Origin of the sequence: Arthrobacter sp. CDRTa11 (assembly GCF_026427775.1) — a bacterium.
GTDB lineage: Bacteria > Actinomycetota > Actinomycetes > Actinomycetales > Micrococcaceae > Arthrobacter.
Map to the genome: position 1 here is coordinate 3,680,479 of NZ_CP044532.1, position 12,215 is coordinate 3,692,693.

Sequence of the window (12,215 nt, forward strand, 5' to 3'; positions counted from 1 at the left end):
GAGGCCGGACGCAATCGCGGGGCGCCGGCTTAGTCGTCCTCAGCTACAAGCTGCAGGACGCCGAACACGGGCTCCTGGTCCAGCACACGGACATCGGTAATTCCGGCTGCGGCAAGATACTTACGGAAGGCGTCCTGGAGTGCGGCTACGTTCATACCGAGGCCTCCTCCAAGAATGACAGGGCCATCTATGCCGAGCTTCCGGAGTGCCTGGGCAGCCAGCGCAGCAAGGTCGTTGCCCGCCTGGTCGAGCAACTGCTGGCTAACAGCATGCCCCGCCGCAGCACCTTCCACCACCAGGCGCGCCTGCTGGGCCCAGAAGCGGCGGCCGGTATCAGGGGAATGGAACATGGCGATCAGCCAGTTCGGATCATCAACACCGCATGACTCCAGCAAGGCTTCGGTGAGCTGATCGGCAGGCAGCCCCTGGTTCATCCTGCGCAGGCTGTGACGGACGGCTTCCCGTCCCAGCCAGTAACCGCTGCCCTCGTCGCCCAGCAGATACCCCCAGCCGCCGGCCCGGGCCTCGTCCCCGGCTGCGTTCTTACCCCAGGCCGCCGATCCCGTTCCGGCTATCACGGCCACTCCGGTGCTGACACGGCCTGCGGCCAGCAGCAGCCGCGAGTCGTGGACCACGCGGATCCTCGCACCCGGCACGTGCGGTTCGATCAGCGCGGCGAGCGCGGCGGCGTCGTCGTCTGTGTCTATCCCGCCGGCACCTGCATACACCTGTGACACCTGGCCGCCACCTATTTTCGCAAACAGCTCGGCGAGATTGACGGCCGCGGCTTCGCGGCTGACGTTCTGGACATTCGAACTTCCGGCAGACGCATCGGCAACCGTGGCGCCATCCTCGAACCGGACACCGTGGGTTTTGGTCCCGCCGATATCAAGGCCGATGATTGTTCCCGCCAAGGGGCCGGGCGCAGCCGCTGGCCGCATCCCGCCTTCAGGGGAATTAGCTGCGGCAGAGGAGGGGGGAAGTTGGGTGTTAGTCACGTCACCAGCCTACTGAAGCCTTTCCGGAAGGACGTGGCGCCGTCGGTATGTTTCAGTCGCTTTGTGAACGTTCCCGGACCAGCCCGGCGAGCAGCCGCGGACCCTCTTCAAGCACCATCTCCCGGAAAAGCCGGACAGGATCAGATTCAGCGCCGGGACCCGGCTTGCGGCGCCGCCATGCCAGCCCGATCTCCCGGTACGCGAGTGCGGATTCGAGGGCAAGTTCAACCCATCCCAGATCGCCGGTTTCCGGGCTCACGTGCCGACCGGGTGCGTTCCCTCCCGGCGGCAGGATACTGACGCCCAGCCCTGCAGACACCAGCCCGCGGACAGTGTGGGAATCCTGGCTTTCGAAGGCGATCCGTGGCCGGAAACCGGCGTCGCGGAATATTGCATCGGTCAGTGACCGCAAGCCATAGCCGGGGCCAAGTGCAACGAAGGGGTCCCTGCGGATATCCTGCAGCCCTGCGCTGCGCCTGCCCGCCAGCGGATGCTGATGGTGCACCACCAGGCGGAGGGGTTCACGGTACAGGGCAGCTGATAAAACGGTGCCTGTTGCCATGGCCACCGGAGCCGTAAGCGCCAGATCCGCCTGGCCTGTTGCCAGCTCTGCCAGGCAACCGTCGCGTGATCCCTGGCTCAAGGTAAAACCTGCCTCCGGGTGGCGGCTTCGGAAAGCACTGATCAGCAAGGGCAGGGTGGCCTCGCCGAAGGTGTGCTGGAAGGAGATGGCAACCTTCCCGCGCACCACGTCAGACTCGTGCCGGACCAGGTCCAGTCCCGCCTGGAACTCGGCGAGGGCCGACTCGATGTACGGCAGCAATGTCTTTGCCGCGGTGGTGAGGCGGACACCCCTTCCATCCCGGATCAGCAGTTCGGTTCCAACCACGGCGCTGGCCCGGGTGAGTGCCCTGCTGACCGTGGACTGTGGTACTCCCAGAAGTTCAGCAGTTTCAGTGACGTGCTGTGTGCGGCCCAGTTCGGCGAGCAACGGCAACAGCGGGAGCAGTTGCACCAGTTGCTTGTGATCGGCATCCATGATTCCGGCCCCTCCGCATGACTGTTCCATATTTGCCATAAGTTTGAGGCAAACCATGCATTGGAAGCATACATCCGGCAATGCCTACTCTGGAGCCATGCCAAAGAATCCGCCACTCCCGGGGTTGCCCGCCACGGCCCATCCGCCCTGGACGGGCCACTCGAAGGGCTCACGGGCGTACGGAAAGATCATCGCCGGGCTGGGCTTTGCCGGTGTGGCAACATTTGCCCAGCTGTACTCAACCCAGGCAATCCTGCCCCTCATGGCAGCCGATCTGGAGATCACTGCGGCCGAAGCGGCGCTGACAATTTCGCTGGCAACCGTGGGGCTGGCCGTTACCGTCCTCCCGTGGTCTTTCCTGGCTGACCGGATCGGCAGGGTGCGGGCCATGGCCCTGGCGATTTCAGCAGCCACCGTCCTTGGCCTCATCGTGCCACTGGCGGGCAGCTTCGGAATGCTGCTGGGCCTCCGGCTTCTGGAAGGCATGGCACTGGGCGGCATCCCGGCCGTCGCCATTGCCTACCTTAACGAGGAGGTTAATAAGGCGCACACCGCCCTGGCAGCCGGCAGCTACATTGCCGGGACCACCCTGGGCGGTCTCGCAGGCCGGCTGGTGGCCGGGCCGGCAGGCGAGCTGTGGGGATGGCGGGCCGCCGCCCTGGCCGTATCTTTGCTGGCTACCACAGCAGCGCTGCTGTTCCTCATATTGGTGCCCAAGGCCAGAGGCTTCACCCCTGCAACAGCCACGGGACTGCGCGGCGCCGTTGCAATTATTACCAGCCATGTGCGGACGCCAAAGCTGCTGGCACTCTATGTCCAGGCCTTCCTGATGATGGGCGGATTTGTGGCCGTCTACAACTACCTGGGCTTCCACCTCTCTGCTGAGCCCTTCAGTTTGCCTGCCACGTTTATCAGCCTGATCTTCCTGGCCTACCTCTCCGGAACCGTCTCCTCGCGCTGGGCGGCGGGACTGACACAGCGTTTTGGCCGGAGGAACGTCCTACTGGCAGGAATCCTGCTCATGGTCTTGGGGCTCGCGCTGACGCTGACCCAACTGCTGGCAGTCATCCTGGCTGGCCTGCTGGTTTTCACTGCCGGCTTCTTTGCCGCCCACAGCATCGGCGCCGGCTGGACGGGCAACATTCCCGCCACGGGCAGGGCCCAGGCGGCGTCGCTGTACAACCTGGCCTACTACGTCGGTTCAAGCGTTATCGGCTGGGCAGGAGGCCTGGTGTTCCAGTCGCTGGGGTGGACGCCGATGGCCCTGGCCGTCATGGTGCTGGCCTGCCTGGCTGGGGTGACCGTCGCCGTCGTCCATCCCCGGCAGGAGGGACAGCGTGGATTTGGCCGATGGCGCACCAGGAAGCGGCGGTATGGAGAGCTGAACGATCTGCCTGCAAAGGGCTGCATCTGACGTGATAATTCGGAGGAACAGGGTTGATCAGGGGTGAATGGCCGGAAACGGCCGTCTAGGATGAACTCAGAACACTTTGAGGAGATTCCATGAGCACCAACGCGAAGAACGTCCGGCCGGGCACGCACCTTGAGCCCCTGGATGCCATTGACGAGCGGCTCCTGGCAGCTCTCGTGGACGACGCCAGGATCTCCAACAAGCAGCTTGCCGAACTCGTTGGCATCGCCCCGTCCACGGCGCTGATGCGGACCCGGGCGCTGTCCGAACGCGGAATTGTCCAGGGGTTCGAAGCCAAACTCAGCCTCTCGGCGATTGGCAGGTCGGTCCAGGCGCTGGTGGCTGTCCGGCTCAGGGCCCATGACCGGGACCAGATCGACCGCTTTACCGCACGCGTACCTCACCTGCCGGCTGTGCTGTCCACTTTCCACACGTCAGGCTCGGTTGATTACCTGCTGCACATCGCGGTGGCCAGCACCGAGGACCTCCGGGACTGGGTCCTGGACAACCTGGCCACGGACCCCGTAGTGGGTCACACGGAAACCACCCTGGTCTTCGACCACATCCAGGGAAACCACGGCCCCTTGCCGGACTAAGGGCGTCCCTGAACCGGCAGCCGTCCGTTCCCGGCACCACCCCGTCCAATGACGGTCCGACCCCGAATGGCGGTCCGAAACGTCACGGCGGAGAGCACCAGGGCTGCAGCGCTGCACAGCACCACAAAAGCGGTGGCCGGGGTCTGGAAACCGAAGGCGGCTGTGGCCCACCCCAAGCCAAGTACCGGCACGGCGCTCCCGAGGTACGTGATCATGTACACGGTGCTGATGATCTGCGCATGCCGGGAAGATTCCACTTTGCCGGCAACGTCGTTGAAGACCTTGTTGAAGGCCACTCCCTGGCCGAAGCCTGCAAAGATGCTGGCCGCAACAAGCAACGGGGGGCTGGTCCATGCCGCTGCGGCCGCCAGGAACAGCAGGGACACACCCAGTACGGCGAGGCCGGCGGGGGCCACATAGCGCCCCCGTACAGCAAACAACTGGCTGAGGGCCGAGGCGCCCAAGGTAAGACCTGCAATTGCACCGAGCAGCGGGCGGGAGTCAACCTGCACGATCTGGGCAAAATAGCCAGGCGCCAGGGACAGGCTAAAGCCAAAAACGGCAAAACTTAGGAACCCGACGGCGGACGCAAGCCAGAAGGCGCCCCTCGCTTCAACGGATACCGTCGGCCTGCGTGGCGCCAGTGCCGTGATCGGCCTCCGAGCGGCGGGTGGGTGGATGGCAGGGCGGGCACGGAGGAGGTACAGCGGAACGAGCATCCCGGCAAGGACTGCTGAATGCACAACGTACGGTGCGGTGGTGGGGTCCGGCAGCATGGACAGGGCGCCACCGATAACGGGCCCTAAAGCCACCCCACCCGCCGAGGCGAGCAGCGTGAACCGGGACGCCCACTCGGGGCGGGACGGGAGCAGCTCACGCAGCGCCGCAGCACTTGCACCCGTGGCAAGTGCCACTGCCACGCCCTGCAGGGCACGCCCAGCAGCCAGCGCGGCCACGCTGTCAGCCTGGGCAAAGACCCAGCCTCCCGCCAGCCCGGCGAGGACTGCCAGAATGAGGGCGGCCCTCCGGCCGATGTGGTCCGACCAGTGTCCGGCGACCATCAATGTTGTCACGAGAGCCAGGACGTAGCTGGCAAAAACCGTGGTAATGGCCAGTGGCGAGAGTCCAAGGTTTGCCTGCAGCAACGGATACAGGGGTGTGGCGAGGTTTGCTCCCACGAGCAAAGTGAAGATGACGGATCCCGCCATCACCAGGCGTGACGTGGTGGAGGCATTCCAGCCCCATTGCGCGGCTGTAGCCGGTCGCATGCGGAGCTCACTGAAGACTGTCATGAGTGGGCCTTTGTCTCGACCGAAACGGGATGCCCTTGTGGGACGCCGCCCCGGGTGGCAACTGATATCTAAAGAATGCAGCAAGACTGCCCCATTGAGCGGACAACAGTGGAATAGTTGATCAAGATCATCAAGTTCTCATCCCTTAGCTAACCGAAAGTGACATTTTGAACAATCTGGACCCCACCGATCTGAAGATCCTGCTGGAACTCATCCGCGATCCACGTATCCAGATCGGCGAGCTCAGCGAGGCATTGGGGATCGCCCGGAATACCGCACAGTCGCGGGTTCGGCGGATGCTCCGCACCGGCATTCTGCACGACGGCGGCAGGGAGATCGATCTCGAGGCAGTCGGCTACGACGTGGTGGCCTTTGTGACGATCGAAGTGACGCACCGTGAACTGGACGGCGTGGTGGGCGCACTCAGGCTCCTGCCCCAGGTACTGGAGGTGCATGAGATCTCGGGCCGGGGCGACGTCTGGTGCCGCGTGGTGGCCATGGATACCCACAACCTTCAGGCTGCCCTGCGGCAGATTCTTCGCATCAAGGGCGTCATTAGGACAGAAACAGTCCTGGCCCTGCACACTCATATTCCCTACCGGACCGAGCCGCTCATCAGCCGTCTTGCGCAAGCTGGTGCCAGCCAGCCAACACGGGGACAATGACGTTGTCCACCCAGCCCGGACGCGGGGGAAGCGACTAGGATTCGAGCATGGACTGGCTCTCATATATTTCGCAGATCAACTGGCTGGCCGTGCTGCTGGCCTTCATCGCCAGCATGGCCATCGGCTTTGTTTGGTACATGCCCGCCGTGCTGGGCAACAGGTGGATGGCGGCGATCGGAAAAACTGAAGAGGACCTAAAGAACATCAGCGGCGGCGCCGGGATCTGGGTTCCCATGATGGTGGCCGCCGCCCTGACTGCCATCCTGCTGGCTGTCCTGATCAGCAAACTCGGCCTGGATAACGCCTTGGCCGGTGCCTGGTTCGCACTGGTCCTGGCACTCGTATTCCGCGCCGGCGGCCACGTGATCCACAACGGCTTTGCAGGACGTCCGGCAGCTGTAACGCTCATCGATTCCGGCCACGATCTGGTTGCCATGACGGTCGCCGGCGCAATCATCGGGGCCATGTCCTGACGCGGCTGAGCCAGTATGCGCCGGCTGGAGGGCCGTCCTTGTGACGATCATCGACAACGCCGTGTACGTTGACGGTGTCCGCAGTGCTGAGCCGGAAAGCCTGGAGCAGACCTTTGAGACCCTTGCCGAGCACGGTGGCATGGCCTGGATCGGACTGTACCGGCCAACGAAAGCAGAGATGTCGGCAGTGGCCAGCGAATTCGGGCTCCATGAACTGGCCGTGGAGGACGCCATCTCGGCCCACCAGCGGCCCAAGCTGGAACGCTACGACGACAACCTCTTTACCGTGCTTCGGCCCGCCAGGTACCTCGACGCCACCGAAACCGTTGAATTCGGTGAGCTCCACATCTTTACCGGCAGCAACTTTGTTGTCACCGTCCGCCATGCGGAGATGGCCGGTGTTGCAAGGGTCCGCCGCCGGCTGGAAGCCCGCCCTGACCTCCTCCGGCACGGCCCGGAGGCAGTCCTGTACGCCCTCCTGGACCGCGTAGTGGACGATTATGCGCCGGTGGTGGCAGGACTTGAAAACGACATTGACGAGATCGAGGACCAGCTCTTCGGCGGGGACACCACGGTCTCACGCCGAATCTATGAGCTCGCCCGCGAAGTGATCCAGTTCCAGCGCGCCATCCACCCGCTGCCAGGCATGATGCAGCAGCTCAAGCGCGGGTTCGAGAAGTACGGAGTGGAAACGGAACTGCAGCACAGCCTGCGCGACGTGGAGGACCACGTGGAGCGGGTCATTTCCCGCGCCGACTCATTTCGGGACCTGCTGCAGAACGCCCTCACCCTGGACGGGACGCTGACCGCAAACCGCCAGAATGAGGCCAGTGCCGAGCAGAACGAACAGGTCAAGAAAATATCCTCCTGGGCGGCGATCTTCTTTGCGCCTTCTATTGTGGCCGGCGTCTACGGAATGAACTTTGACCACATGCCCGAGCTTCACTGGACCTTTGGCTATCCGTTGGCGATTGCCCTGATGGGCGGCACGGCAGCCCTCATGTACGGCATTTTCAAAAAGAAGGGCTGGCTCTAAGAAATGGACAATACCAATCATCCGGCGGCCGGGGCGGACTTTGCCCGGGGACGCATCATCACGCCGGGAACAGAGCACCAGCTGGGCACCTATGGCTTGTTCCCGCCGTCGTCGATGCAGCATCGCACGCTGATGACCGCCGGAGGGCCGCTCGCCGCCAAGAACGCCGAACCCGATCTTCTGTGGACCAGCTTTGCCGAGCTATGCGCAGGGACGGTGCCCGAGGCCGATTACCACGCCCTGGCCGGCCAACACGCTGCCTGGGTCATCGACGGCGTTCCCGCCCCGGACACGGATCAATCACCGCAAAAATCCGCCGCTTGGGAGCGCTTCGGCACTCTGGTGGGAATTCTCTACGAACGGGACATCACCCTGTTTTTGATCGGCACCAGGCTGCCGCCGGATATGGCCAGGATTGCCCCGCCCCTTTCCTTCCTCGAGTATGTGGAGTCCGCCGGAGACATCATTGTTGAGGAAATTTCCGGAAGCTAGCCCACCCGCTGTCTGCCAATACTCCAGCGACGGGTCCAACTCCCGCTTCTGCTCTCCTGATATTTGTTATGACGATCACACTTCCAAGTCTAATATATTAGTCCTATACTAGAGGTGAATCCGCAGAGGATGGATCGCAACTCGATGAGGAGTGGAACAGCATGCAGCAACTCGCGCACCGGCTCGAACGGCTGGGCACCGAAACCGCCTTCAGCGTGGCCCAGGCCGCGGCCGCCTGGAAGGCGAAGGGGAACCGGGTATACCCCTTCCACCTCGGCGACATCAACATCCCGACGGCCCCTCATATCGTCGAGGCGATGACCAGGGCCATCGCCAACGGCTACACCGGCTACTGCCCCGGACCCGGCATCCCGCAGCTGCGTGAGGCCCTGGCCGACGATCTCGGGGCCCGCCGGGGTCTCCAGTTTTCCCCGGACAACGTCGTGGTGATGACGGGCGGCAAGCCCGTCATCACCAAGTTCCTGCAGGCCGTCATGAACCCCGGCCAGGAAGTGCTTTATCCCAATCCCGGCTTCCCGATCTACGAATCGCAGATCGAGTACCTCGGCGGCACGGCCATGCCGTACAACTACGTCCCCACCAGCACGGGCTTCGCCATCGACCTCGACCGGGTCCGTGCCTCGATCACCCCGAACACTGTCGCCATCATCTACAACGACCTGCAGAACCCCATCTCGGCCGAGTCAACGGCCGCAGAGCGGGAGGCCATCGCGCAGCTCGCTCAGGAGCACGACCTCTGGGTGCTCTCCGATGAGGCGTACTTCGAAACACGCTATGAGGGTGCCTCGAGCTCCATCGCGTCGCTTCCCGGCATGGCGGAGCGCACCGTGATCCTCTACACCTTCAGCAAGAAGTTCGCCATGACCGGATCCCGCCTGGGCTGCGCCGTGGCCCCTATTGAGATCGCTAAAATTCTCAGCACACTCAACACGAACGATGAGTCGTGCACCACGCACTATGTGCAATGGGCCGGTATCGAAGCGCTCCGCGGCACCCAGGAACCCGTACAGCAAATGCTCGACATCCTTCGCGTCCGACGGGATGCCGCGTGCGAACTCATTAACGACATCGCCGGCATGCACGTCGCCGTGCCGCAGTCGACGTTCTACCTGTTCCCGGACGTCACCGAGGTCATGGAACGCATGGGTTACACAGCGGTTGGCGATTTCGCTTCCGCAGCCCTGCACGAAACCGGCGTCTCCTTCTGCACACGTGAGCACTTCGGCCGCCGTCAGCCCGGCGAAGAGCGGCAGTACATCCGCCTCGCTTACTCGGGCATCGACGTCGCCGATATCAACGACGGCCTCGGCCGCCTGCGCAAGTGGATCGAGACCGCATGAGCCGGGTTGTCGTCACGGGACGTGTACCCGAAACCGCACTGGAGAAGCTGCGCGCCGAGCACGAGGTCGATGCCTGGTCCGGTCCGGAGTCAATTGGCCGCGAGGAGCTCCTGCGCCGGGTAGCCGGCGCCGATGCCGTGGTGAGCCTGCTCACCGAACGCATCGACGCCGAGCTGCTCGACGCTGCGGGCCCGCAGCTCAAAGTGGTCGCGAACGTCGCCGTCGGCTATGACAACATCGACGTGCCGGCCTGCACCGAACGGGGCATCGTGGCCACCAACACACCCGGCGTGCTTACGGAGGCCACAGCCGACATCGCGCTCGGGCTCATCCTCGCGGCCACGCGACGGCTCGGTGAGGGGGAACGGCTCATCCGCTCCGGCCAGGCCTGGAAGTGGGGCATGTTCTTCCTGCTCGGCAGCAGTCTGCAGGGCAAGACCCTCGGTGTCGTTGGCATGGGCGGCATCGGCCAGGCAACCGCGCGCCGCGCCAAGGCCTTCGGCATGGAGATCGTCTACCAGTCGCGCAGTGAGATCGATCCCGGGATCGCAGCGGAACTGGGCGCCCGCCGGGTCGAGCTCGATGAGTTGCTGGCCATCTCCGACATCGTCTCGTTGCACTGCCCCTACGGGCCTGCCACCCATCACCTGATCGGTGCCGAGCAACTCGCGGCGATGAAGAGCTCGGCGTACCTCGTCAACACTGCGCGCGGACCGATTGTCGACGAAGCGGCTCTCGCGTCTGCTCTTCGCGACGGGCAGATCGCTGGCGCCGGGCTTGACGTTTTTGAGAACGAGCCCAGCGTGCACCCAGGTTTGCTCGAACTCGAGAACGTGGTGCTCGTGCCGCATCTGGGCTCCGCCACGGTGGAGACGCGCACCGCGATGGCAATGCTGGCCGCCGACAACGCGCTCGCCGTGCTCTGCGGGGAACGGCCGCCGGCACCGATCGGTTAGGAGCGCAGAGCTCCGGAAAGTGTAAAACGAGTACGGGCCCCGTCCATTGGACGGGGCCCGTACTCGTTTGTTGTGGAGCTAAGGGGATTCGAACCCCTGACCTCTTCGATGCGAACGAAGCGCTCTACCAACTGAGCTATAGCCCCGGAACAGCCCCGCCAAAGAGCGGCAGCGCCGGTGACCCTAGGCTACAAATATTCCGGCCGTATTACCAACCGGCACGCAGTAGTGGCCTCACGCCCGCCGTACAGAGCATTCGCCTGCCACAGCTCAGGCCCGACGACGCTGCAGGACATCATCGAGGTTGCTCAGCGCACTCTGGGCCTTCGTGAGCGGCTTTGCGGGGGCGGCCGCCGGAGCAGCCGGAACACCCTGCTTAAGGGACGGTTTCCCCACGGCTTTGGGGGCCTCGGGCAGGTCGAGGGGCTCCGGTGCCGGCCGCTCAGCTTTTGCGGCTTCAACGTAGACCGGCTTTGGCACATCCACGGGCTGCCAGGTCTCGCCTGCCGGAGATGCGGCAGCGGACCTGACACTGGTGTCTCCTGCCGCTACTGCCACAGCGAGGGCAGCCTCCCGCAGCTCCACAGCAGTTAAAGGCTTGACTTTGGGCCGGTCTGCTTCCGCGTCAAACAAGGGACTTTCGGGCTTGCGGCTTGGGATCGCCGGCCGGGCAGGCGTAGCTGAGGCAGGTTCCGGCCGGCGCGAAGGTGCTGCCATGGCCGCGGAGAAGGCAGCGTTGACTTTCGCCTTCCGATCCCGGACAGCCAGCCACCGCAGTACCACAACTGAGGTTACAAACGCCGCCAGGCACCACACCGGCAGCAGGGGCGTACCCAGTCCGAACAGCAGCAGCGCCCCGGAAACAAAACCAGTCAGTAGCGCCGCGAGGCCGAGGAGTGCAAGGCCCGTCCTGCCGTAGCGGATCCGGAAAGCACCCGGCGTCGCGGTTCGGGTTGCGTCCCGTTCGGATACGGGGCTCTTCCTGGTGTCCATGGCTTTCTCCTGAGGGGCGCTGACATTCATGAGCATCCCGGCTCTCGGGTCCAATGATTCAGTGGCTGGTGTTTCCGCCGGAATCTCGGCGGCAACCTGGAACTGGGGCCGGCGGTTCCGGAGAACGTAAGGGGCAACCCACACAATCCAGAGCACAACGGCGACCACCAGGATCACTGAGCTGCTAAGAGGGAAGTCCACACTCAAAACCGTATGAGCATTAGCGCGATGGCTGCCGCATTAGCCCCGGTGTGTCGCAGGTGGAACGGCGAATCAATGGATTTATGACGGGCGGGACGCCAGCCAGCGGCGCAGCAGTCCGTCCGGAACTTCTTCCGACGTCAAAGCGAACGTCCGGTGGTCTGCCCACTCACCGTTGATGTGCAGGTAACGCGGCCGGAACCCCTCATCCCTGAAGCCCAGCTTTTCAACCACACGCAGGCTGGGGCCATTCTCCGGCCGGATGTTGATTTCCATCCGGTGGAGCCCCAGCGTTTGGAAACAGTGGTCGGTGGCCATCGCCACTGCCGTGGGGGCAATCCCTTGGCCCGCCCTGGCCTGGTCGACCCAGTAGCCGAGCGTTGCCATGAGGGCCGAGCCCCACACAATGGAGGAGACCGTGAGCTGGCCCACGATAACCGGGGACCGTGCGCCAGGCGTGCGTTCGGTAATCAGGAAGGGCAAGGCGGTTGCCTGCGCGGCCTGGATGTTGAGGGACCTCACCATGTGCCGGTAATCCGGCAGGCCTCCGCCCGGGACAGGATTGGAGGCTTCCCACGGCGCCAGCCATTCGCTGTTGCGGGCACGGACCGCTGTCCACTCCTTTTTATCCCGATAGCGGATCGGGCGCAGGACCAGGTCTCCGCACTCAAGGGTGACGGGCCAGATTGGACCGGCGCGCAT

The 12,215-nt window shown here is 64.1% G+C and carries 13 protein-coding genes and 1 tRNA gene; 8 read left to right on the top strand and 6 right to left on the bottom strand.

All coding sequences use genetic code 11. From position 1 onward, the window contains the following. Positions 1-29: 29 nt before the first annotated feature. Both F8G81_RS16600 and F8G81_RS16605 read right to left on the bottom strand, forming a co-directional pair. Positions 30-998, bottom strand: coding sequence for an N-acetylglucosamine kinase (locus F8G81_RS16600; protein ID WP_416377063.1), 969 nt, complete (start codon positions 996-998; stop codon positions 30-32). Positions 999-1,050: 52 nt separating this feature from the next. Then, complete coding sequence (locus tag F8G81_RS16605; protein WP_267275778.1) at positions 1,051-2,037, bottom strand: LysR family transcriptional regulator; 987 nt, start codon at positions 2,035-2,037, stop codon at positions 1,051-1,053. 97 nt (positions 2,038-2,134) lie between these two features. Between F8G81_RS16605 and F8G81_RS16610 the strand changes: the two genes are divergently transcribed. Then, complete coding sequence (locus tag F8G81_RS16610; protein ID WP_267275779.1) at positions 2,135-3,451, top strand: MFS transporter; 1,317 nt, start codon at positions 2,135-2,137, stop codon at positions 3,449-3,451. An 89-nt stretch (positions 3,452-3,540) separates the two neighbouring features. Next, a complete protein-coding gene (locus tag F8G81_RS16615; RefSeq protein WP_267275780.1) occupies positions 3,541-4,044 on the top strand; it encodes an Lrp/AsnC family transcriptional regulator in 504 nt (167 codons plus the stop codon). Here F8G81_RS16615 and F8G81_RS16620 read toward each other — a convergent pair. Then, positions 4,041-5,336 carry an MFS transporter gene (locus tag F8G81_RS16620; RefSeq protein ID WP_267275781.1) on the bottom strand — a complete coding sequence of 432 codons (1,296 nt, stop codon included), beginning with the start codon at positions 5,334-5,336 and terminating at the stop codon, positions 4,041-4,043. The genes F8G81_RS16615 and F8G81_RS16620 overlap by 4 nt on opposite strands. A 167-nt stretch (positions 5,337-5,503) precedes the next feature. Between F8G81_RS16620 and F8G81_RS16625 the strand changes: the two genes are divergently transcribed. The 6 genes from F8G81_RS16625 to F8G81_RS16650 all read left to right on the top strand — a co-directional run bounded on the left by F8G81_RS16625 (position 5,504) and on the right by F8G81_RS16650 (position 10,319). Further along, positions 5,504-6,001: an Lrp/AsnC family transcriptional regulator gene (locus tag F8G81_RS16625; protein WP_267275782.1), complete on the top strand. Its 498-nt coding sequence runs from the start codon at positions 5,504-5,506 to the stop codon at positions 5,999-6,001. A 47-nt stretch (positions 6,002-6,048) separates the two neighbouring features. Beyond that, positions 6,049-6,474, top strand: coding sequence for a DUF1761 domain-containing protein (locus tag F8G81_RS16630; RefSeq protein WP_267275783.1), 426 nt, complete (start codon positions 6,049-6,051; stop codon positions 6,472-6,474). Between the two features lie 40 nt (positions 6,475-6,514). Next, the gene (gene corA / locus F8G81_RS16635; RefSeq protein ID WP_267275784.1) at positions 6,515-7,510 is read left to right on the top strand and encodes a magnesium/cobalt transporter CorA; all 996 of its coding nucleotides are present in this window, start codon (positions 6,515-6,517) and stop codon (positions 7,508-7,510) included. A 3-nt stretch (positions 7,511-7,513) separates the two neighbouring features. Continuing rightward, a complete protein-coding gene (zapE, locus tag F8G81_RS16640; protein WP_267275785.1) occupies positions 7,514-8,002 on the top strand; it encodes an AFG1/ZapE family ATPase in 489 nt (162 codons plus the stop codon). 161 nt (positions 8,003-8,163) lie between these two features. Continuing rightward, positions 8,164-9,363, top strand: a complete 1,200-nt coding sequence (locus F8G81_RS16645; RefSeq protein WP_267275786.1) for a pyridoxal phosphate-dependent aminotransferase — start codon at positions 8,164-8,166, stop codon at positions 9,361-9,363. After that, complete coding sequence (locus F8G81_RS16650; protein ID WP_267275787.1) at positions 9,360-10,319, top strand: 2-hydroxyacid dehydrogenase; 960 nt, start codon at positions 9,360-9,362, stop codon at positions 10,317-10,319. The genes F8G81_RS16645 and F8G81_RS16650 overlap by 4 nt, the downstream gene beginning before the upstream one ends. A 73-nt stretch (positions 10,320-10,392) precedes the next feature. Here the strand turns inward: F8G81_RS16650 and F8G81_RS16655 are convergent. The 3 genes from F8G81_RS16655 to F8G81_RS16665 all read right to left on the bottom strand — a co-directional run bounded on the left by F8G81_RS16655 (position 10,393) and on the right by F8G81_RS16665 (position 12,215). Next, positions 10,393-10,465: transfer RNA gene (locus F8G81_RS16655), tRNA-Ala, on the bottom strand. Between the two features lie 124 nt (positions 10,466-10,589). Beyond that, positions 10,590-11,513, bottom strand: a complete 924-nt coding sequence (locus F8G81_RS16660; protein WP_267275788.1) for a hypothetical protein — start codon at positions 11,511-11,513, stop codon at positions 10,590-10,592. 81 nt (positions 11,514-11,594) lie between these two features. Continuing rightward, the gene (locus F8G81_RS16665) at positions 11,595-12,215 is read right to left on the bottom strand and encodes a GNAT family N-acetyltransferase (protein ID WP_267275789.1); all 621 of its coding nucleotides are present in this window, start codon (positions 12,213-12,215) and stop codon (positions 11,595-11,597) included.

What these genes read in the sequence shown, in the direction of transcription:
- F8G81_RS16630 (WP_267275783.1), top strand. Translation starts at nt 6,049, where the DNA reads ATGGACTGGCTCTCATATATTTCGCAGATCAACTGGCTGGCCGTGCTG.
- zapE (WP_267275785.1), top strand. Translation starts at nt 7,514, where the DNA reads ATGGACAATACCAATCATCCGGCGGCCGGGGCGGACTTTGCCCGGGGA.
- F8G81_RS16620 (WP_267275781.1), bottom strand. Translation starts at nt 5,336, where the DNA reads ATGACAGTCTTCAGTGAGCTCCGCATGCGACCGGCTACAGCCGCGCAA.
- F8G81_RS16615 (WP_267275780.1), top strand. Translation starts at nt 3,541, where the DNA reads ATGAGCACCAACGCGAAGAACGTCCGGCCGGGCACGCACCTTGAGCCC.
- F8G81_RS16605 (WP_267275778.1), bottom strand. Translation starts at nt 2,037, where the DNA reads ATGGATGCCGATCACAAGCAACTGGTGCAACTGCTCCCGCTGTTGCCG.
- F8G81_RS16645 (WP_267275786.1), top strand. Translation starts at nt 8,164, where the DNA reads ATGCAGCAACTCGCGCACCGGCTCGAACGGCTGGGCACCGAAACCGCC.
- F8G81_RS16665 (WP_267275789.1), bottom strand. Translation starts at nt 12,215, where the DNA reads ATGCGCGCCGGTCCAATCTGGCCCGTCACCCTTGAGTGCGGAGACCTG.
- F8G81_RS16650 (WP_267275787.1), top strand. Translation starts at nt 9,360, where the DNA reads ATGAGCCGGGTTGTCGTCACGGGACGTGTACCCGAAACCGCACTGGAG.
- F8G81_RS16610 (WP_267275779.1), top strand. Translation starts at nt 2,135, where the DNA reads ATGCCAAAGAATCCGCCACTCCCGGGGTTGCCCGCCACGGCCCATCCG.